We start from the raw sequence: 21,164 nt of genomic DNA, 5'->3' as shown, positions 1-21,164 counted from the left end.
AAAAATATCGAACTTATAATTTAATAATATTTAATATTAAGTCAATAAAAATAAAATTTATCAAAAAATAAAAAATAATCGATTAATTAAAGAATTAAAAACATCAAAAATATAATTTATATCTAAAAATGAAAAATGAAAAATTAAAACTTGTACTTATGAATATTTTCAATGAATATGAGAACACCAAAACATTTATTTTTTATATTTTAATATATTGGAGAGCATTGATAATGCAATTCACTATCACCATAATTGGACGTCTTAATGTAGGAAAATCTACTTTATTTAACAAATTAACAAAAACTAATAATGCTCTAATAGATTCCGTTCCTGGATTAACTAGAGATAGAAAATATGGAGAAATTTTTACAAAAAAAGAAATATTATCATTGATTGATACAGCTGGAATTATCACAAATCCAAAAAATATAGAAATAGATATATTAAAACAAACGATGACTGCCATAAAAGAAGCAAATTTAATTCTATTTATTGTGGACAATAAAGATGGGTTAATGTCAGAAGATAAAGAAATAGCAAATAAAATACGTTTGTATCAAAAAAAAACAATAATTATTGTTAATAAAACAGAAAAAACAAATGCTAACTTAGCTTCTGCTGAATTTTATTCTTTAGGATTTAAGGAAATAATTCCTGTTTCGGCAATGCATAATATCGGTATTGATTCTTTATTAAATAAATATATTATTCCTATAGCAAATAAATATATTTTATATAATACAAAAAAATCAAAAATATCAATATATAAAGAAAAAAATAATACCGATTACCAGTTAAATCCTATAAAAATAGCTGTTTTAGGAAAACCGAATGTAGGTAAATCTACACTAATTAATACATTTTTAAAAGAAGATAGGCTAATTACATATAAAAAACCAGGTACTACTCGAGACGCTATTTGGGTATCCATTAAAAATGCAAGAAAAAATTTTGTTTTTATTGATACAGCTGGCATAAATAAAAAAAATAAAAAAAATGATAATATCAATATAATTACAAAAAATGATACTTTTAAAAATATCAAACACGCACATATCATTCTTGTTATTATAGATGCTACAGAAAACATTTCAGATCAAGATTTATCTTTATGTAATTCTGTACTTAAAATAGGAAGAGCTATTATTATAGTTTTTAATAAATGTGATTTACTGAAAAAAAAAATAAAAAAAGAAATAAAAAACAATATTAACTATAAATTAAGATTTTTAAAATTCGCTAATATTCATTATATTTCTGCAATACATAAAACAGGACTTAATAAACTTTTACAATCTATATATACAACATACAAATCAACCACAGACATTTTTACCACATCTCAATTAACAAAAATTATGCAAATGGCAATTAAAAAACAAGAACCACCAATCATTCAAGGTAGTAGAATAAAATTAAGATATGCCCATCCTGGAGGATACAATCCACCAAAAATTATCATCCACGGAAAAAAAACGAAATATTTAAATCAATCTTATAAAAAGTACCTAAAAAACTATTTTCAAAATATGTTAAAAATAACAGGATCATCAATAAATCTATACTTTAAAGACAATATTAATCCTTATAATAGTTAATAACTACGCTAAACAATGTTTAAATTATTTTAAAATAACTTAAACATTGTTCAATAAATCGTGTCAAGATTTTATAAATATTTACATATTACTATATGGAATTTCCACTTCTATATCTTCATCTCCTAATTTTGCTTGACAACTTAATCTGCTTTCTAACTCCAATCCCCATGCTTTATCTAAAATATCTTCTTCCTTCTCTTCACAAAAAGATAAAGATAAAAATCCTTTTCTTACAATGCAGTGACATGTTGTACATACACAAGATCTTTCACATACATGATTAATTTTAATATTATTACGTAAAGCTATATCTAAAATACTTTCTCCTTTATTTCCATAAAAAACACCACCTTTAGGTAACAAGAGTTTATGTGGTAAAAATGTAATTTTTGGCATTATTGAACCTTATAAAAAATATTAATATTTAATTCTTATAAAATTAAAATATTAATTTTTAATTAAAATTATTACTATATTCCTTACACTTGACAAAAAATTTATTTAAAAAAATAAATATCATTGTTTTAATTCTTCTAAAACATTTTTTAAATTTCTAAAAAAAAACAATTTGTTAACTATAACAGCTGATTTTCTCCAAGATTTTATTTCTAATTCCTTTTCCATCTCATATTCATATTTCTTTTTAATTTGATTAATACGTATTAATAAACTATTATAATTTTTTTTATTAAAAGATGATTTTTTTAATATATCTATTTCTTCATAAAAACTTAATTGTTCAATTAAAAAATTTTTTTCATATACAATATTCTTTCTATCAGAAATATTTAGTCCATTTAAAAATAAAAGATGTTCTGCACGAGTTAAATAATCTCTTAAAATCCTATAACCTTGATTAACTATAGTAGAATTATTCAAAGCTTTTATTCTTATCAACTCAGACTGAGTATTAAATAAATCAGGATGAAATTTACGTTGTAATTGATGAAATTTTTTAGATAATTCTACTATTTCAATATTAAATTTTTCAGGTAAATTAAATAATTCAAAATAATTCATATACCACTCAATATTTTTCAGTATTTCACATATTTTAGGATAATTTTATATACATTTTAAGAATGTAAAGATATAAGGTTTATTTATATCATTCAATATATTTTACAATCATATTGTGCTGAGCTTACCTATTTCCCAGCACTTAAATTTAATAAATTATTTTTTTTTATTATTATAATCAGCAATAGCTGCTTTAATTGCATCTTCTGCTAAAATAGAACAATGTATTTTTACAGGTGGTAATTCTAATTCTTCAGCTATCTTAGTATTCTTAATATTTTCAGCTTCTTTTAATGATTTACCCTTTACCCATTCTGTCATTAAAGAACTGGCAGCGATGGCTGATCCACAACCATATGTTTTAAAACATGCGTCTTGAATTATTCCATTATCTACCTTTATTTGCAATTTCATTACATCCCCACATGCAGGCGCTCCAACTAAACCCACTCCTATACTAGAATCTGAAATAGCAAAAGAACCCACATTACGAGGATTTTCGTAATGATCTATTACTTTTTTACTATAAGTCATATTTGTTTCCTTTAATAAATTATTAATATTTAAATTAATTAATTTTCCACTCTACGGAATCTAAATCAACTCCAGATTTAAACATTTCCCACAATGGAGATAATTTACGTAATTTTTTAATCGCTTGATGCACCAATAGAATCGCATAATCTATTTCTTCAATTGTTGTAAAATGACTGAATGAAAAACGAATAGAACTATGGGCTAACTCATCTTTTAATCCTAAAGCTTTTAGTACATAAGAAGCTTCTAAACTAGCAGACGTACAAGCTGATCCAGAAGAAACAGCTAAGTCTTTTAATGCCATTATTAAAGATTCACCTTCAACATAATTAAAACTAACATTTAAAATATAAGGTGACCCATGTTGAAGATCAGAATTCAAATATACTTCTTCTATATTTTTAATACCATTCCAGAATAGATTTCTGATTTTAATTATGTGTTGATAATTAATTAATATATTCTTTATTGCTATACTGCAAGCTTCCCCCATCCCTACAATTTGATGGACAGGTAAAGTTCCTGATCTCATACCTCGTTCATGCCCACCTCCATGAATTTGCGCTAATAAACGAATACGAGGTCTACGAGATACATATAAACCTCCAATACCTTTCGGGCCATATAATTTATGAGCTGAAAATGACATTAAATCAGGACCTAATTCTTTAACATCAACAGGTATTTTACCAACACTTTGAGTCGCATCAACATGAAATAATATTTTATGTAATTTACAAATTTTAGATATTCTACTTATATCTTGTATAATACCAATTTCGTTATTTACATGCATGACAGAAACAAGAATTGTTTTTTTACTAATTGCATTTTCGAAATCTTTAAAATTTATCAAACCATTTTTCATAGGATTCAGATAAGTAATACAATATCCCTGATCTTCAAGATTTCTGCATGTATCTATAACAGACTTATGTTCAGTTTTAACCGTAATAATGTGATTACCATTTTTTTTATAAAAAAGACTACTTCCTTTAATTGCTAAATTATTTGATTCTGTGGCACCAGAAGTAAAAATAATCTCACGAACATCAGCATTAATTAAATTAGCTATATTATTTCTAGCAATGTCAATGGCTTCTTCTGCTTTCCAACCGAATTGGTGCGAACGAGATGCAGAATTGCCAAATATTCCATCTAATGTTAGATATTCCATCATTTTTTTTGCAACATTATTCTCAACCGGTGTAGTTGCTGCATAATCTAAATAAATTGGAGATTTCATTGATTTTTGTACACTTTATAGTGAATATATTTTAATTTAATAATTAAAAGTTAAATTGCAAAATTTTTCATATAAATAAAAGTAATTAATGTTTTTTCTTTTAAAAATATTTTTATTTAATAGAAATTATTTATGTGAATAAAATACAATTAATAAAAATATGAAAAATTTTTAATAATTGATAATTAACTAAATCTGTATTTTAAATATAATTATCTTAATTTATAATTTTAATTTTGACAGTTTCATTTATTACAGTCAATATGAAAATTTCATTAAAAAAATTGAAATTTATCTTTCAATTAAATTATCTTTATAACTAAATATAAATTTAATTTATTAAAGGTATTATTCAATTAATATTGATAGACTTTAATTTTTTTTAATGATAAAATATTTTAAATAATTACATAAAATTAATAATAGGGGTGTAGTTCAATTTGGTAGAGCATCGGTCTCCAAAACCGACTGTTGGGGGTTCAAATCCCTCCACCCCTGAAATAAAAAGTATAATCAATTTTATATCCTATCCTAAATATATTTTATTAAAAATAAAAAATAAAAATTGTCTAAAAATAGTAATTTTTTACTATATCCTTATATTTTCTAATTTTTAAAAAAAACTAATTCTTCTTCAAATATTTTTATATATCTATAATTTTTTTATTTCGCTAAAAATTTTAAAAATTAAACAAATATGATTATGAAAACATATTAATTAATATTAATATATTAACTTAAATTTAACATAAAATTTTAATATATTGTTTCAATACAGAGAAATTCAATTATGCCAAAATACCGTTCTAATATAACAACTCATGGACGTAACATGGCTGGTGCAAGAGCTTTATGGAAAGCAACAGGAATGACAGATGAAGATTTTAATAAACCCATTATCGCAATTGTAAATTCATTTACAGAATTCGTTCCTGGACACATACATCTTCGTGAATTAGGTAAGTTAGTAGCAAAGGAGATTCAAATAGCTGGAGGGGTAGCAAAAGAATTTAATACTATTGCTATAGATGATGGAATTGCAATGGGACATTCCGGAATGTTGTACTCACTCCCTTCGCGAGAATTGATAGCAGATTCTGTAGAATATATGATTAATGCTCATTGTGCAGATGCTATGATATGTATTTCTAATTGCGATAAAATTACACCGGGTATGTTAATGGCTACCATGAGATTAAATATTCCATCTATATTTGTATCAGGTGGACCTATGGAATCTGGAAAAACTACTATTAATAAAAAATATATAAAATTAGATTTAGTAGATGCAATGCTTTATAGCGCCAATCCTAAAACTTCTAAAAAAACAATAAAAAAAATAGAAAATTCTGCTTGTCCTACATGTGGTTCTTGTTCTGGTTTATTTACTGCAAATTCTATGAATTGTTTAACAGAAGCAATGGGATTAGCTCTTCCAGGAAATGGCACATTATTAGCCACACATGCCGATCGTAAAAAATTATTTCTTGAAGCAGGTAAATTAATAGTTGAGTTAACTGAACGATATTATAAATTAGATGATGAAAGCGCATTACCTCGCAAGATTGCTAATAAAAAATCTTTTTATAATGCCATGACATTAGATATCGCTATGGGAGGATCAACTAATACAATATTACATTTATTAGCAGCAGCTCAAGAAGGTAATATCAATTTTGGCATTAAAGATATTGATAATCTTTCTAGAAAAACTCCTCATCTCTGTAAGATAGCACCTAGTACATCTTTATACCACATGGAAGATTTACATAGAGCTGGAGGTGTAATGGGTATTTTAAGTGAATTAAATCGTGCAAATCTAATATACACAGATACAAAAAATATATTAAATCTTACTTTAAAAGAAACATTGAAAAAATATGATCTAATATCAACTCAAGACAAAAAAATTATTAAAATGTTTCAGGCTGCACCTATGGGAATCAAAACAACAATACCATTCTCACAAAATTCCAGATGGAGTAATGTCGATAAAGATCGTAAAACAGGATGTATAAGAGCTTACCAATATGCTTACAGTAAAGATGGTGGATTAGCGGTTTTATATGGTAATATAGCTAAACATGGTTGTGTTGTAAAAACTGCAGGAGTAAGCAAAAATAATCTTATATTTCAAGGTTATGCAAAAGTATATGAAAGTCAAGAAGAAACGGTTCAAGCTATTTTAAATAACAAAATAAATGCAGGAGATATTATAGTCATTAGATATGAAGGACCTAAAGGTGGTCCGGGTATGCAAGAAATGCTTTATCCAACTACATACTTAAAATCTGTTAATTTAGATCAATCCTGTGCTTTAATCACTGATGGAAGATTTTCTGGTGGAACTTCAGGATTATCCATAGGTCATATTTCACCAGAAGCAGCTAATCGGGGTTTAATAGCATTAATCAAAAATGGTGATCTAATATCTATAAATATCCCAAATCGAAATATTCAATTACATATTAAAAAAGAAGAATTAAATCTTCGCATTGAGCAAGAAGAACTACGAGGTCAATATGCATACACTCCACATTCTAGAATTCGTTTAATCTCTTCTGCATTACGTACATATGCCTATTTTGCTACGAGCGCAGATAAAGGAGCTGTTCGTAACAATGAAAAACTACTTATCTAAATATTAATAAAAATTAATATTTTATATATTTATTTGATAAACGCATAAATAAAAAAGATCACTTTATAATATTTTTCAAGTACAATATAATTTTTAATTTAATTAGTTTATTTTTTAAAAAATATTAATTCATTCATTTTATTTTAAAATTAATATACAATAATGTTAATTATGCTGAAATTTAAATCGGAATTGAAACACTATGATAAATTATTTTAATACATTAAGTTTCCGTAAAAAATTAATACATTTAAAAAAATGTAGATTCATGAAAAGAGCAGAATTTTCTGATGGTATTAAATTATTAGAAAATAAAAAAATTGTTATCATCGGATGTGGTGCACAAGGTCTTAATCAAGGCTTGAATATGCGTGATTCTGGGTTAAATATATCATATGTACTACAAAAAAAATCTATTTTAGAAAAAAATCATTCGTGGCATAGAGCTAAAAAAAATAATTTTCAAATTGGGACTTATGAACAACTAATTCCATCAGCAGATTTAATTATTAATTTAACTCCTGATAAACAACATAATTTAGTAATTAAATCATTAGAATGCTTAGTAAAAAAAGGAGCAATATTAGGATATTCTCATGGTTTTAATATTGTTGAAATGGGAGAAAAAATTAGAAAAGATATTACAGTGATTATGGTTGCTCCAAAATGTCCAGGAACCGAAGTAAGAGAAGAATATCAACGTGGTTTCGGTGTACCAGCATTAATCGCTGTACATTCTGAGAACGATCCCAATCATATAGGTATAGAAATTGCAAAATCTTGGGCTGTAGCAATAGGTAGCCATCGTGCAGGGGTATTGCATTCTTCCTTTATAGCAGAAGTGAAATCTGACTTAATGGGCGAGCAAACTATTTTATGCGGATTACTACAATCTGCTTCAATTTCATATTATGAAAAATTAGTTTTTCAAGGATACGATTCAAGTTATGCAGGGAAAATAATTCAAAATGGATGGGAAGTAATTACTGAATCTTTAAAACATGGAGGTATCACATTAATGTTAGATAGATTATCAAGTGCAGATAAAATTAAAGCTTATGAACTATCTATTAGGTTAAAAAAAATACTATTGCCATTATTCAGAGCACATATGGATAATATTCTTTCGGGGAAATTCTCTTCTGAAATGATGCAAGATTGGAAGAAAAATGATCAAAAACTCTTATATTGGAGAAATAAAACTAAAAATACAGATTTTGAAAATACATCCGTATATGAAAAAAATATTCATGAACAAGAATATTTTGAAAATGGCATTTTTATGATTGCTATCATTAAAGCAGGTATTGAACTTTCATTTGAAATAATGTTGGAATCAGGCATGATTGCAGAATCAGCATACTATGAATCATTACATGAATTACCATTGATTGCTAATACCATAGCCCGAAAAAAATTATATGAAATGAATAAAGTGATATCAGATACAGCAGAATATGGAAATTATCTCTTTTCACAATCAGCTATACCTTTATTGCAAGATTTTTTGAAAATATTGCAAGACAAAGATTTAAAAAAAAATAATGTATTTAACCAAATCAATAATTCTTATTTATATAATATCAATGAATCTATAAAAAATCATCCCATCGAAAAGATAGGTAAAAAATTACGAAATTATATGAAAGATATGAAAAATATTACTGTTGAAAAATAAGTCAATTAAATATGATTTTTAATATCATAACATTATAAAAGCATCAAATTTATATGTTGATAATATTAAATGTATATAATACATTTAATATTACATTTAATTTTTTAACAAAATAATAAATATAGAATATTTCTATGTCTCTTAATTTTAGTCAAAATCAAGCTATAAGATTTACTCAAGGTCCGTGTTTAATATTAGCTGGCGCAGGATCTGGAAAAACTAAAGTAATTATTAATAAAATAATTTATCTAATTGATAAATGTGGATATAAAACAAATGATATTGCTGCTGTTACATTTACTAATAAAGCAGCACAAGAAATGAAACATCGTATTTCAAAATATATTTCCACAAAAGAATTAAATAAAATAATTATTTCTACATTTCATGCGTTAGGTATGAAAATAATTAGATCTGAATTAAACATATTAGGAATAAAATCTAATTTTTCATTATTCGATGAGTATGATCAAATGATCATATTGAAAGAAATTAGTGTAAAAAAACTAAAAAATGATAAATTTTTATTAAAAAAACTTTTTCTATTTATTTCTAATTGTAAAAACAAATTATTAGATTCAAAACAAGTTTTAAAAATAGCTAAATCTAATTTAGAAAAAACATTTGCTGAATGTTATAAAAAATATGAAAATTATTTAAAATCTTGTAATATACTAGATTTTGATGATTTAATTTTTTTACCAACATTATTACTAAAAAAAAATAAATCCGTTAGATTGCGTTGGCAAAAAAAAATACGTTATCTTTTAGTTGATGAATATCAAGATACAAATGAAATTCAATATGAACTAATTAAATTATTAAATAATCATAATTCTAATTTTACTTTAGTTGGTGATGATGATCAATCAATTTATTCCTGGAGAGGAGCTAGACCACAAAATATCTTATGTTTAAAAGAAGATTTTCCTACTTTACAAATAATAAAAATGGAACATAATTATCGTTCATCTAAAAGAATTTTAAAAGCAGCAAATATATTAATTTCTAATAACCCTCATATTTTAAAAAAAAACTTATTTTCTGAACTAGAAAACGGTTCAAAAATAAAAATTTTAATTACAGAAAATGAAGAAGAAGAAGCTAAAAAAGTAATTAAAAAAATTGTTTTCCATCGTCTTTCAAATCATACAGGATATAAAGATTATGCAATCTTGTATCGTAGTAATTATCAATCCAGAATTTTAGAAAAAATATTAATTCAAAATAAAGTACCATATCATATATCTTCTGATAATTCTTTTTTATCACGTCCGGAAATTAAAAACTTAATAGCATATTTACGTTTTATTATTAATCCAGATGATGACATTACTTTTTTAAGAATAATCAATACCCCTCCACGTAAAATTGGTTTAATTACAATTAAAAAATTAAGTCTATTTGCAAAACAAAAAAATAAAAGCCTTTTTAATTCTAGTTTTGATGTTGAAATAAAGAAATTTTTAACAAAAAATACTTTAAAAAATTTACAAAATTTCACCATTTGGATAAAAGATTTAATAAATATGATCGAAAAGGACTCATTTTTTATTTTAGATAAAATTATTATTGATATAAAATATAAAGAATGGCTGAAGAACAGTTCAACAGATTTAAAAATTATTAATTGTAAAATTAAAAATGTAGATACTTTAATAAAGTGGATCAAACAAATGTTAATAGGTAATAAAATTGAGAAACCACTTGATTTATCTAAAGTTATCGAAAAATTTGCACTTCGTGATATTATTGATAATAAAGATAATGATACTCATATAGATAAAATAAAATTAATGACATTGCATGGTTCTAAAGGATTAGAATTTCCATTTGTTTTTATTATTGGTATGGAAGAAGGTATTTTGCCACATCATAGTACTATAAACGATAATGTAGAAGAAGAACGTCGTTTGGCTTATGTAGGTATTACTAGAGCTAAAAAAGAACTATTTTTTAGTTACTGTGAAAAAAGATATCAATATGGAACAGTATTATATCCTCAACCTAGTCGATTTTTATTCGAGTTACCTGAAAAAGATATATTATGGGAAAAAAGGAATAAAAATAATTTTTATAATTGTAAAATAAGTAATCCTTATTCGAAAATTATTGCTTTAAAGAAAATTTTAAAAAATAAAATGTAATTATTTTATACATTTTTGCAATTATTTATTTCATTATATAAAATATTAAATTTTAATTTAATTATGCTTATCATTTTTTAATACTAAAAGATATATTTATACTTAGAATAAGTATAGAAAATTAATAATAAAAGATTAAAAATTAATTAAAAAAATTTAATATTAATAATTAAAAAAATATTTTTTAAAAAATAATTTAAATCTATTTAATAGTATTAATAAAATTTTATTTTAAAAATTGCATGAAAAAATAAAAAATAATATTTATTATTACAAATATTTTTTATAAGTTTAATATAAAAATATTTATTTCTATATTAAATAACTCTATTAATTAAAATTATTCTCATATATATATTAATTAATATAGAAATTTTTAAAAAATAGTTTTTTAAAAAAATTTTTAATAAAATTAAATAATATATTAATATTTAATTGGAATTAAAACTAATAGGATAATTTAATAATGACTGAACAAATTATTATTTTTGATACAACTTTACGTGATGGTGAACAAGCACTTCAGGTTAGTCTTAATGTAGAAGAAAAATTAAAAATTGCTTTAATTTTAGAAGAAATGGGAATTGATATTATTGAAGCAGGTTTTCCTATTTCATCTCCGGGTGATTTTCAATCTGTAGAAATAATTTCTAAAACATTAAAAAATAGTAAAATATGTAGTTTGGCTAGGTGTGTTAAAAAAGATATTGAAATTGCTGCTGAAGCCATGCATTTTGCAAAAAATTTTCGTATCCATATTTTCTTAGGAACTTCGCCATTACATATACAATCTAAATTAAATAAAAGTTTTTCAGAAATAATTGATATGGCTACATCTTCTATTAAACTAGCAAAACGTTATACCAATGATATTGAATTTTCTTGTGAAGATGCAGGAAGAACTCCTATAAATCAATTGTGTTATATTGTCGAAAATGTTATCAAAGCAGGAGCAACAACAATTAATATCCCAGATACTGTTGGTTATACAATACCTAATGAATTTGGTCAAATTATTAGATCTTTGTATAATAAAGTACCGAATATAGATAAAGTAATTGTATCTGTACATTGTCATAATGATTTAGGTATGGCAGTTGCTAATTCAATAACAGCAATACAAGCGGGTGCTCGTCAAATAGAAGGAACAATAAATGGAATGGGTGAACGAGCAGGTAATACAGCATTAGAAGAAATTATTCTAGCAATTAAACTAAAAAAAAATAGTTTAAATCTAAATACTAATATTCATTATGAAAAAATATATAAAACTAGTCAAATAATTAGTCAAATTTGTAATACTATCATTCCCGAAAATAAAGCTATAGTAGGAGCTAATGCCTTTTCTCATTCATCTGGAATCCATCAAGATGGTGTTTTAAAAAATAGAAAGAATTATGAAATTATAACACCTGAAAGCATAGGCTTAAAAAATAATAAATTGAACTTAACATCACGATCCGGTCGTGCTGCTCTTAAATATCATATGAAAGAAATGGGTTATGGAGAAAAATTATACAACATAGATAAATTATACAATGCTTTCTTAAAACTAGCTGATAAAACAGGACAAGTTTTTGATTATGATTTAGAAGTATTGGCTTTTATGGATGAAAAAGAACAAAATACAGAATATTTTCGTTTAGAAAAATTCAATATCAAATCTAAATCCAATGGTATCTCTTCAGCTAGTATAAAACTATATTGTGGAAATAAAATAAAAACTGAAACCATGGAAACTCAAGATGGATTTATTGATGCAATATATAAAACTTTTAAAAAAATAACTAATTTTTCCATGAATTTTAAAAAAATTAAATTTATTGCTTTAAAGAAATCAATTAATACCTTAGATGCAGTAAAAATTACAGTTGAATATAAAAACCGTCAATTTTATGGTATTGGTTATAATAAAGATATTATCACATCATTGATTCACGCCATGATTCATATATTAAATAATATATGGAAATCAAAAAAAGTAAATATAATATTAAAAAACCTAAAAAAATAAATAAAAATGTTAATAATAATAATATTTCTTAATATTAATTTTTAATTGGGTATCTATAATTTTATTATCTTATTTATAATGAAAAAATATTTAAAATAATAAATAAAAATATATTGATGTTAAAAAATAATGAATATTTGCTTTTTTAAATATAAACATTCAAATGTTACGTATCAAAATTGATATTTAAAATTTAATAATAGCAAAAAAATATAGAAAAATATTCTATTAATAACAAGAATTAATAATATAAATTTAAACTGATAAATAAAATGATATAATAAATACTAAAAATATAATGGTATATATAAATATTTTATTATTAAATTTTTATATATTTATATTATATATAAAATAAATATTTTTAATAATTTATATATTATTATTAATATATATATTAAATATAAAAATATTTATAAAATTATAGTAATATAAAAATATTTTTATTTAATATAAAATATTAACTTAACTTTTTTTAAAAGTGGATTTTTATGAAAAAAATATATAAATTAGCAATTTTACCTGGTGATGGCATAGGGCCGGAAATAATGCAAGAAGGATATAAAATTTTAAAAGTACTAAAAAAAAAATATAGATTAAATATTAATACAGAAGAATATGATATTGGAGGTATTGCAATAGATAAATATGGACAAGCATTACCAGAAAAAACACTTAATGGTTGTAGAAAATCAGATGCTATTTTATTTGGTTCTGTAGGTGGACCAAAATGGCAAAAATTACCCGCTGATCAACAACCAGAAAGGGCAGGTTTATTAACACTAAGAAAGTATTTTAATCTATTCTTAAATCTTAGACCTGCTAAATTAAACACTATATTAAATAAATTATCTCCTTTACGAAATGATATCAGCATTAAAGGGTTTGATATTTTATGTGTACGAGAATTAACAGGAGGTATTTATTTTGGTCAACCTAAAGGTAGTATTAATCATATTCCTGATAAAAAAGCCTTCGATACCGAAGTATATTCTCAATCTGAAATTGAACGGGTTGCACATATTGCTTTTAAATTAGCAAAAAATCGTAAATTTAAAATCACCTCTGTTGATAAAGCTAATGTATTAGAAAGTTCCATATTATGGAGAGATACAGTCAATATGGTCGCAAAAAATTATCCTGAAATAACACTATCTCATTTATATATAGACAACGCTACCATGCAAATAATTAAAAATCCCTCTCAATTTGATGTTATTTTATCTTCAAATCTTTTTGGTGACATTTTATCTGATGAATGTGCTATAATTACAGGTTCTATTGGAATGTTACCTTCAGCTAGTTTAAATGAAAAATTTTTCGGTTTATATGAACCAGCAGGAGGATCAGCACCAGATATTGCCGGAAAAAATATTGCGAATCCCATAGCTCAAATTCTCTCAATAGCAATGTTCGTACGTTATACTATGAAATTAAATTCTATTTCAGATGATATAGAATTAGCTGTCACTGAAGCTTTAAAAAAAGGACATAGAACTTTAGATATGATTTACGGAAATGAAAAACATATCAGCACTAGTGATATGGGTGATATTATTGCCAACATATTAAATAAGAGCGTATAAAATGACGAAAACTTTATATCAAAAATTATACGATACACACATAGTATACGAAGAAAAAAATTTAACAGCTGTTCTATATGTTGATTTGCATTTAATTCATGAAGTAACTTCACCTCAAGCATTCCATTCACTACGTTTAAAAAACAGAACAGTTAGACAACCGAAAAAAAGTTTTGCTACCATGGATCATAATGTTCCTACCCATAATCGAAATATTAATGAGTCTGAACATATGGCTAAAATACAAATGCAAGAATTATCTAAAAATTGTAAAGATTTTAATATTAAGTTGTATGATATCAATCATCCCCATCAAGGTATAGTACATGTATTAGGACCAGAGAAAGGTATGACATTACCTGGTATGGTAATTGTATGTGGGGATTCTCATACCTCTACTCATGGAGCATTTGGGGCCTTATCTTTTGGAATTGGAACTTCAGAAGTTGAACATGTTTTAGCAACTCAAACATTAAAACAAAGTCGTTTAAAAACAATGAAAATTGACATTACTGGAATACCTCATCCTACAGTTTTTGCAAAAGATATTATTTTATCAATAATAAGAAAACTTGGTACTTCCGGTGGTATAGGTTATATTCTCGAATTTTCTGGTAATCTTATTTCTAATTTAAGCATGGAATCTCGCATGACTATATGTAATATGTCTATTGAAATGGGTGCAAAATCAGGATTAATTGCACCTGATGAAATAACATATAATTATTTAAAAGATAAACCTTATAGTCCAAAAAATAAATATTGGAATAATGCGATAAATTATTGGAATACTTTAAAATCAGATAAACATGCTGTTTTTGATAAAAAAATTTCTATCAATGTATCTAATTTAGCTCCACAAATCACATGGGGGACGAAGCCAGATCAAGTAATATCGATAGATGAACCAATTCCAAATATAAATTCATTTCGAGAAATAGCTGAGCAAGAATGTGCAAAAAAATCTTTATTATATATGGGTTTAAAATCAGGAATGTATTTAAATAATCTTGCTATTGATAAAGTTTTTATTGGTTCTTGTACTAATTCAAGAATTGAAGATCTACGAGAAGCTGCAAAAATTATTAAAAATAAATATATTGCTAAAAATGTTCATGCTATAGCAGTTCCTGGATCAGGATTAGTAAAATTACAAGCTGAAAAAGAGGGATTAGATAAAATATTTATTAAATCAGGTTTTGAATGGCGTCTACCTGGTTGTTCAATGTGTTTAGGAATGAATCAAGATCGTTTAAAACCAAAAGAGCGCTGTGCCTCTACAAGCAATAGAAATTTTGAAGGAAGACAAGGTAGAGATGGAAGAACGCATTTAGTTAGTCCTGCAATGGCTGCTGCGGCTGCTATTTTTGGTCATTTTGTAGATATTAGAAAAATTTGAAAAAGGAAGAAAATGACTTTATTAAATCAATATACCGGTATTGTTACACCAATGAATATAGCTAATATAGATACCGACGTAATTATTCCAAAACAATTTTTAAAGCAAATCACTAAAACAGGACTTGGTCAATATCTATTTTATAATTGGCGTTTTCACGATAATAAAGGGAAAAATATTAATAAAGATTTCATCTTAAATAATCCATATTATAAAAAATCATCTATTTTATTAACCAGAGATAATTTTGGATGCGGATCCTCTCGAGAACATGCAGTATGGGCTTTAATAGATTATGGTTTTAAAGTAATTATTTCCTCTAGTTTTGGAGATATATTTTACAATAACAGTTTAAATAATCAATTAATTCTTATAATTTTATCCGAAAAGGAAATAAATAGTTTATTTGATATTGTATTGAATAAAGTTCATTTAATTTTTACAATAGATTTAGAAAATAACAAAGTTTTAGTAGGCAACAGTTCTTACTGTTTTAAAATTGATGAATTACATAAATTTTATATTATAAATCAATTAGATCAAATAGACTTAACGATAAAAAATGAAAAAAAAATTACCAATTATGAAAAAAAAATATTTGATTTCTTTATAAAAAAATAATTTTTTATAAAATACATTTATATTAATTTTAACAGTATAATATTAAATACTATTTAAAAAATAATAAATAATTCAATTTATAAAATAACTGGAAAAAAAAATGAATAATAAAAAAATAATTAATATTAGTGATAATGATTTCGAAAAAAAAGTTCTACAAGAAAAAAATTTTATATTAGTGGATTTTTGGGCGGAATGGTGCAATCCATGTAAAATATTAGCACCTGTTTTAGAAGAGATAGCTACTGAATATAAAGATAAGTTAATAGTAGCAAAAATAAATATTGATAAAAATCCTGACACAGCACCAAAGTACTCCATAAGAGGAATTCCGGCTTTATTGTTATTTAAAGATGGAAAATTATTAAAAACAAAAATAGGTGTATTATCTAAATCAGATTTAAAAAAAATATTGAATAAATACATAATATAATTTTATAGATGATAGCGGTTTTTTTAAATTTATACAGAACCGCTAGACTTTTAAGAAAAACATGATAATATAAAAATATGTTTTTATTAAAAATAAATAATTTATTTTTAATAAATTTGTATTTTCTTTTTAAAAAATAAGATAGATTGATGTAACCATATCTCTTATAAACCTCATTTAAATGTTTACCTCAAGTTTATTAAGAACCCACCATTATGAATCTTACCGAACTAAAAAATATGCCAGTTTCTGAATTAATTACTCTTGGCGAAAATATAGGGTTGGAAAATTTAGCACGTATGCGAAAGCAAGATATTATTTTTTCTATTTTAAAACAACATGCTAAAAGTGGAGAAGATATATTTGGAGATGGAGTATTAGAAATATTACAGGATGGATTTGGATTTTTACGCTCGGCTGATAGTTCTTATTTAGCTGGACCTGACGATATATACGTATCTCCTAGTCAAATCCGTAGATTCAATTTACGAACAGGTGATACTATTTCTGGTAAAATTCGACCTCCAAAAGAAGGAGAAAGATATTTTGCTCTGCTTAAAGTAAATGAAGTAAACTATGACAAACCGGAAAATGCTAGAAGTAAAATTTTATTTGAAAATTTAACTCCATTACATGCTAATTCTCGTTTAAGAATGGAAAGAGGAAATGGATCAACAGAAGATTTAACTGCTCGTGTTTTAGATTTAGCCTCGCCTATTGGTCGAGGGCAAAGAGGTTTAATTGTAGCACCTCCTAAAGCTGGCAAAACAATGTTGTTGCAGAATATTGCTCAAAGTATAGCTTATAATCATCCAGATTGTGTTTTAATGGTTTTACTGATTGATGAGCGTCCAGAAGAAGTTACAGAAATGCAGAGATTAGTTAAAGGAGAAGTCGTTGCTTCTACTTTTGATGAGCCTGCTTCTAGGCATGTTCAAGTAGCTGAAATGGTAATTGAAAAAGCAAAAAGGTTAGTTGAACATAAAAAAGATGTTATTATTCTTTTAGATTCTATTACTCGTTTAGCTCGTGCGTACAATACTGTGGTTCCTGCATCTGGAAAAGTTCTTACAGGAGGTGTAGATGCTAATGCACTACATCGACCTAAACGTTTTTTTGGTGCAGCTCGTAATGTAGAGGAAGGGGGAAGTTTAACTATTATTGCTACTGCTTTGGTGGATACTGGTTCTAAAATGGATGAAGTGATATATGAAGAATTTAAAGGGACAGGAAATATGGAATTACCTTTATCAAGGAAAATTGCAGAAAAAAGAGTTTTTCCAGCTATTGATTATAATCGTTCTGGTACTCGAAAAGAAGAATTATTAACTAAACCAGAAGAATTACAAAAGATGTGGATCTTAAGAAAAATTATTCATCCTATGGGTGAAATTGACGCGATGGAGTTTTTAATTAATAAATTGGCAATGACTAAAACTAATGATGAATTTTTTAATATGATGAAAAGATCTTAATTTCTATTTTTAATAAAAAATAATTTAACATTTTAATTTTTTATTTATTAATATTTATCTTATTTTTATAAAAAAGCTGGACATTAGCTCTTAATAATTTTATTATTATATTGAATAATAAATATGATTTTGCGTCCGTAGCTCAATTGGATAGAGTTCTGCCCTCCGAAGGCAGAGGTTTCAGGTTCAAATCCTGTCGGACGCAATGATATTTTCACTATTATTTTAAATTATAAAAATTTTTTGGTGGTTATAGCTCAGTTGGTAGAGTGCTGGATTGTGATTCCAGTGGTCATGGGTTCAAATCCCATTAACCACCCAGTTTAAAAACTTCGGCGAGTAGCGCAGTTTGGTAGCGCAACTGGTTTGGGACCAGTAGGTCGGAGGTTCAAATCCTCTCTCGCCGATAAATATAAAAATTAATTTTATATATTAGATCTAACTAAAGTAAGTAAATTACTTACTTTATTAAAATATCTAATAATTTATCATTACTGGCACCATTTACTATTTTAACATTATTCCATCCTAATTCTTTAGCTAGAATAGCTATTCTTCTGCTAGCGACAAAAATCTTACAATTAAATAACCATCTATTTTTTTTAGAAATAGAAATAATACTATAAAAACGTTGTAATATTAGTCCACTAGTAATTACTAATTTTTTTATATTATTATTTTTCAGTTCTTTTCCTATTTTAAAAATATCAATATTATTGAACATAATTTGGTAACATTCAATACTATTCACTTTTACTCCACAATTTTTTAATGTCTCTTTAAGTAAAGTTCTTCCATGTTTATTTTGTAAAATAATAGCTGTTTTATTTTTTATCTCCTTTATGTTTAACATGTTTATTAATCTTTCAGTATTATATTTTTTTTTAGGATAAATTATAGTATGACCACTATATTTATGTAAAATATGTCCAGTTTTTGGTCCAATAGCATAATATTTTACGTGAGATGGCCATCTTATATTTTTTTTATTTAAATAATTATTAGCATAATAAATAGATTGTTTTGAAAGACTAAATATCATATCTTTATTTTTTAATTTATTTATTTCATTCGATAATTTGGCTAACTGGGATCCTGGACTAAACGTGATTAAAGATAAATAATATGCTTGAATACCTAAATGATTTAACATTGATACTAATTTTTTACCATCTGGTAGTGGACGAGTAATTAATATTGTCATAAAAATTAATAATTCTATTAAAAGAAAATGTTTTTTAATATCTTTAAGGCACCTTTATTTAATAATTCGGAAGCTAGTTCATAGCCCATTTTTTCTCCAAAATTTGGTTTTCCTATACGCTCTCCTGATAGAAATATTTTTCCATTAGGGGAACAAACTAAACCTCTTAACCATAGTTTATTTTTTTTTAAAATAGCATAACTAGCAACTGGAATATGACATCCAGAATTCATTTTTTTACAAAAAGATCGTTCTGCCATTGTAATATATTCAGTATTTTTATCTTTTATTTTTTTTAAAAGTAAAGAGATATTGTGATCATTTAATCTATATTCCACGCCAATCGTTCCTTGTCCACAAGGAGGAAGACAATATTCTGCTGGAATAATTTGATTGATTCTATTTTTTAATCCTAATCTATTTAATCCCTCAGTAGCTAAAATAATAGCTGTATATTTTCCTTCATCTAGTTTTTTTAAACGAGTATCAATATTTCCACGTAATGGTTGAATAATTAAATCAGGACGATATCTAATTAATTGAGCTTTTCTCCTAAGGCTAGAAGTTCCTATTATTGCTTGTTTAGGTAATTGATCTATAGATTGGTAACAATTAGAAACAAAAGCATCTAAAGGGTTTCCTCTTTTAGAAATACTGGATAAACATAATTCTGATGGTATAGTATTAGGAATGTCTTTCATAGAATGTACAGCTATATCTGCTCGGTTATCTAGTAAAGCTAATTCTAATTCTTTAGTAAATGATCCTTTTCCACCAATATTGGATAAAGATTTATGTAGAATGAGATCACCGCGTGTAACAATAGGTATTAACGTAATAATTAGATGAGGATAAAAATATAATAGATTTTTTTTTATAAAATTGCTTTGTAGTAAAGCTAAAGGGCTTTTTCTAGTAGCAATTCTTAATATTTTTTTTAACATTTTTATGTTATTTTTTAAAATAGATAGAGATCTTTTAGTAATACTTCTATGTACTCAATATTTTTATTAATTATTTATATTAATATAAAAAATATTTTTAAAATAAATAAAAAAATAATTTTTATAAATCAATGATTTTTATATATTTTTTTGAAAAATTATTAACTCATTAGTTTCTATTAAAAAAGTGTTAGTTAATATATTCCAAATATTATCTTTATATTTGTCACATATCCATTCTTTTTTTTTATATTTAAAATGATATCCATTCTGTTTTGTTGCTAACCAAATTTGTTTTAATGATTCTTGTCGATTTATTATAATTTTATTTTTATTGTAAAATGTTATCGTCATAGTATGATACTGTATTTCATAATCTATGTCGATATTACTGCAATAGTTGTCTAATTTATCTTCTATAGTGAACATTAATTCATCCACTATTTTATGAAATTTTAAAATATTAATTTTTTTCCCTTATTTTATATAAAATATATTTTTTTTTATTATTTTATATATATTAAAATGTCTTTATACTTAAAATAAAATATCAAGAAAATTAATATACTATTAATAGAATAATTGAAAAATAAAGTTAAGTAAAGGATGAAACAA

Annotated in this window: 17 protein-coding genes and 4 tRNA genes; 14 read left to right on the top strand and 7 right to left on the bottom strand. The window is 24.8% G+C overall.

The annotated features are described in order from the left end of the window. Window positions 1–233: 233 nt before the first annotated feature. Window positions 234–1,601, top strand: coding sequence for a ribosome biogenesis GTPase Der (gene der / locus AB4W65_RS02660; protein WP_367673598.1), 1,368 nt, complete (start codon window positions 234–236; stop codon window positions 1,599–1,601). Window positions 1,602–1,682: 81 nt separating this feature from the next. On the opposite strand, the gene fdx is transcribed toward der, so the two are convergent. From fdx to AB4W65_RS02640, 4 genes are all read right to left on the bottom strand, one after another. Further along, window positions 1,683–2,000, bottom strand: coding sequence for an ISC system 2Fe-2S type ferredoxin (gene fdx / locus AB4W65_RS02655; RefSeq protein WP_367673597.1), 318 nt, complete (start codon window positions 1,998–2,000; stop codon window positions 1,683–1,685). A 120-nt stretch (window positions 2,001–2,120) separates the two neighbouring features. After that, window positions 2,121–2,624 (bottom strand): Fe-S protein assembly co-chaperone HscB, encoded by a 504-nt coding sequence (gene hscB, locus AB4W65_RS02650; RefSeq protein WP_367673596.1) that lies wholly within the window; start codon window positions 2,622–2,624, stop codon window positions 2,121–2,123. 156 nt (window positions 2,625–2,780) lie between these two features. Then, window positions 2,781–3,158 (bottom strand): Fe-S cluster assembly scaffold IscU, encoded by a 378-nt coding sequence (iscU, locus tag AB4W65_RS02645; RefSeq protein ID WP_367673595.1) that lies wholly within the window; start codon window positions 3,156–3,158, stop codon window positions 2,781–2,783. A 34-nt stretch (window positions 3,159–3,192) separates the two neighbouring features. Next, complete coding sequence (locus AB4W65_RS02640) at window positions 3,193–4,407, bottom strand: IscS subfamily cysteine desulfurase (RefSeq protein ID WP_367673594.1); 1,215 nt, start codon at window positions 4,405–4,407, stop codon at window positions 3,193–3,195. Window positions 4,408–4,831: 424 nt separating this feature from the next. Between AB4W65_RS02640 and AB4W65_RS02635 the strand changes: the two genes are divergently transcribed. The 13 genes from AB4W65_RS02635 to AB4W65_RS02575 all read left to right on the top strand — a co-directional run bounded on the left by AB4W65_RS02635 (window position 4,832) and on the right by AB4W65_RS02575 (window position 18,808). Further along, a tRNA-Trp gene (locus tag AB4W65_RS02635) sits at window positions 4,832–4,905 on the top strand. Between the two features lie 292 nt (window positions 4,906–5,197). Continuing rightward, the gene (ilvD, locus tag AB4W65_RS02630) at window positions 5,198–7,048 is read left to right on the top strand and encodes a dihydroxy-acid dehydratase (protein WP_367673593.1); all 1,851 of its coding nucleotides are present in this window, start codon (window positions 5,198–5,200) and stop codon (window positions 7,046–7,048) included. A gap of 202 nt (window positions 7,049–7,250) precedes the next feature. Further along, a complete protein-coding gene (gene ilvC, locus AB4W65_RS02625) occupies window positions 7,251–8,726 on the top strand; it encodes a ketol-acid reductoisomerase (protein WP_367673592.1) in 1,476 nt (491 codons plus the stop codon). A 134-nt stretch (window positions 8,727–8,860) separates the two neighbouring features. After that, window positions 8,861–10,873: a DNA helicase Rep gene (gene rep, locus AB4W65_RS02620; RefSeq protein ID WP_367673591.1), complete on the top strand. Its 2,013-nt coding sequence runs from the start codon at window positions 8,861–8,863 to the stop codon at window positions 10,871–10,873. A gap of 466 nt (window positions 10,874–11,339) precedes the next feature. After that, a complete protein-coding gene (leuA, locus tag AB4W65_RS02615; protein WP_367673590.1) occupies window positions 11,340–12,887 on the top strand; it encodes a 2-isopropylmalate synthase in 1,548 nt (515 codons plus the stop codon). 491 nt (window positions 12,888–13,378) lie between these two features. Continuing rightward, on the top strand, window positions 13,379–14,473 hold the full coding sequence (leuB, locus tag AB4W65_RS02610) for a 3-isopropylmalate dehydrogenase (protein ID WP_367673589.1): 1,095 nt from the start codon (window positions 13,379–13,381) through the stop codon (window positions 14,471–14,473). 1 nt (window position 14,474) lies between these two features. After that, on the top strand, window positions 14,475–15,872 hold the full coding sequence (gene leuC, locus AB4W65_RS02605; RefSeq protein WP_367673588.1) for a 3-isopropylmalate dehydratase large subunit: 1,398 nt from the start codon (window positions 14,475–14,477) through the stop codon (window positions 15,870–15,872). Window positions 15,873–15,884: 12 nt separating this feature from the next. Next, window positions 15,885–16,493, top strand: a complete 609-nt coding sequence (leuD, locus tag AB4W65_RS02600; protein WP_367673587.1) for a 3-isopropylmalate dehydratase small subunit — start codon at window positions 15,885–15,887, stop codon at window positions 16,491–16,493. A gap of 100 nt (window positions 16,494–16,593) precedes the next feature. Continuing rightward, the gene (gene trxA / locus AB4W65_RS02595) at window positions 16,594–16,926 is read left to right on the top strand and encodes a thioredoxin TrxA (protein WP_367673586.1); all 333 of its coding nucleotides are present in this window, start codon (window positions 16,594–16,596) and stop codon (window positions 16,924–16,926) included. A 215-nt stretch (window positions 16,927–17,141) separates the two neighbouring features. Beyond that, the gene (gene rho, locus AB4W65_RS02590) at window positions 17,142–18,401 is read left to right on the top strand and encodes a transcription termination factor Rho (RefSeq protein ID WP_367673585.1); all 1,260 of its coding nucleotides are present in this window, start codon (window positions 17,142–17,144) and stop codon (window positions 18,399–18,401) included. Between the two features lie 131 nt (window positions 18,402–18,532). Next, window positions 18,533–18,606 (top strand) — tRNA-Arg (locus tag AB4W65_RS02585). A gap of 41 nt (window positions 18,607–18,647) precedes the next feature. Next, window positions 18,648–18,720, top strand: a tRNA-His gene (locus AB4W65_RS02580). A 14-nt stretch (window positions 18,721–18,734) separates the two neighbouring features. After that, window positions 18,735–18,808: transfer RNA gene (locus AB4W65_RS02575), tRNA-Pro, on the top strand. A gap of 53 nt (window positions 18,809–18,861) precedes the next feature. Here AB4W65_RS02575 and AB4W65_RS02570 read toward each other — a convergent pair. From AB4W65_RS02570 to cyaY, 3 genes are all read right to left on the bottom strand, one after another. Continuing rightward, complete coding sequence (locus tag AB4W65_RS02570; protein ID WP_367673584.1) at window positions 18,862–19,605, bottom strand: uroporphyrinogen-III synthase; 744 nt, start codon at window positions 19,603–19,605, stop codon at window positions 18,862–18,864. Between the two features lie 17 nt (window positions 19,606–19,622). Then, complete coding sequence (gene hemC / locus AB4W65_RS02565; RefSeq protein WP_367673583.1) at window positions 19,623–20,549, bottom strand: hydroxymethylbilane synthase; 927 nt, start codon at window positions 20,547–20,549, stop codon at window positions 19,623–19,625. 138 nt (window positions 20,550–20,687) lie between these two features. After that, window positions 20,688–21,017 (bottom strand): iron donor protein CyaY, encoded by a 330-nt coding sequence (gene cyaY, locus AB4W65_RS02560; RefSeq protein ID WP_367673840.1) that lies wholly within the window; start codon window positions 21,015–21,017, stop codon window positions 20,688–20,690. Window positions 21,018–21,164: the final 147 nt, after the last annotated feature.

It is taken from the genome of Buchnera aphidicola (Pemphigus populi), assembly GCF_964058935.1.
Classification (GTDB): Bacteria; Pseudomonadota; Gammaproteobacteria; order Enterobacterales; family Enterobacteriaceae; genus Buchnera_C; species Buchnera_C aphidicola_D.
This window is presented reverse-complemented; position numbering and strand designations above follow the sequence as displayed.

Excerpts from the sequence above, each read along its gene's own strand:
- ilvD (WP_367673593.1), top strand. The coding sequence starts at position 5,198 with ATGCCAAAATACCGTTCTAATATAACAACTCATGGACGTAACATGGCT.
- AB4W65_RS02640 (WP_367673594.1), bottom strand. The coding sequence starts at position 4,407 with ATGAAATCTCCAATTTATTTAGATTATGCAGCAACTACACCGGTTGAG.
- AB4W65_RS02570 (WP_367673584.1), bottom strand. The coding sequence starts at position 19,605 with ATGACAATATTAATTACTCGTCCACTACCAGATGGTAAAAAATTAGTA.
- rep (WP_367673591.1), top strand. The coding sequence starts at position 8,861 with ATGTCTCTTAATTTTAGTCAAAATCAAGCTATAAGATTTACTCAAGGT.
- iscU (WP_367673595.1), bottom strand. The coding sequence starts at position 3,158 with ATGACTTATAGTAAAAAAGTAATAGATCATTACGAAAATCCTCGTAAT.
- leuB (WP_367673589.1), top strand. The coding sequence starts at position 13,379 with ATGAAAAAAATATATAAATTAGCAATTTTACCTGGTGATGGCATAGGG.
- der (WP_367673598.1), top strand. The coding sequence starts at position 234 with ATGCAATTCACTATCACCATAATTGGACGTCTTAATGTAGGAAAATCT.
- hemC (WP_367673583.1), bottom strand. The coding sequence starts at position 20,549 with ATGTTAAAAAAAATATTAAGAATTGCTACTAGAAAAAGCCCTTTAGCT.
- rho (WP_367673585.1), top strand. The coding sequence starts at position 17,142 with ATGAATCTTACCGAACTAAAAAATATGCCAGTTTCTGAATTAATTACT.
- leuD (WP_367673587.1), top strand. The coding sequence starts at position 15,885 with ATGACTTTATTAAATCAATATACCGGTATTGTTACACCAATGAATATA.
- ilvC (WP_367673592.1), top strand. The coding sequence starts at position 7,251 with ATGATAAATTATTTTAATACATTAAGTTTCCGTAAAAAATTAATACAT.
- leuC (WP_367673588.1), top strand. The coding sequence starts at position 14,475 with ATGACGAAAACTTTATATCAAAAATTATACGATACACACATAGTATAC.
- trxA (WP_367673586.1), top strand. The coding sequence starts at position 16,594 with ATGAATAATAAAAAAATAATTAATATTAGTGATAATGATTTCGAAAAA.
- leuA (WP_367673590.1), top strand. The coding sequence starts at position 11,340 with ATGACTGAACAAATTATTATTTTTGATACAACTTTACGTGATGGTGAA.
- fdx (WP_367673597.1), bottom strand. The coding sequence starts at position 2,000 with ATGCCAAAAATTACATTTTTACCACATAAACTCTTGTTACCTAAAGGT.
- hscB (WP_367673596.1), bottom strand. The coding sequence starts at position 2,624 with ATGAATTATTTTGAATTATTTAATTTACCTGAAAAATTTAATATTGAA.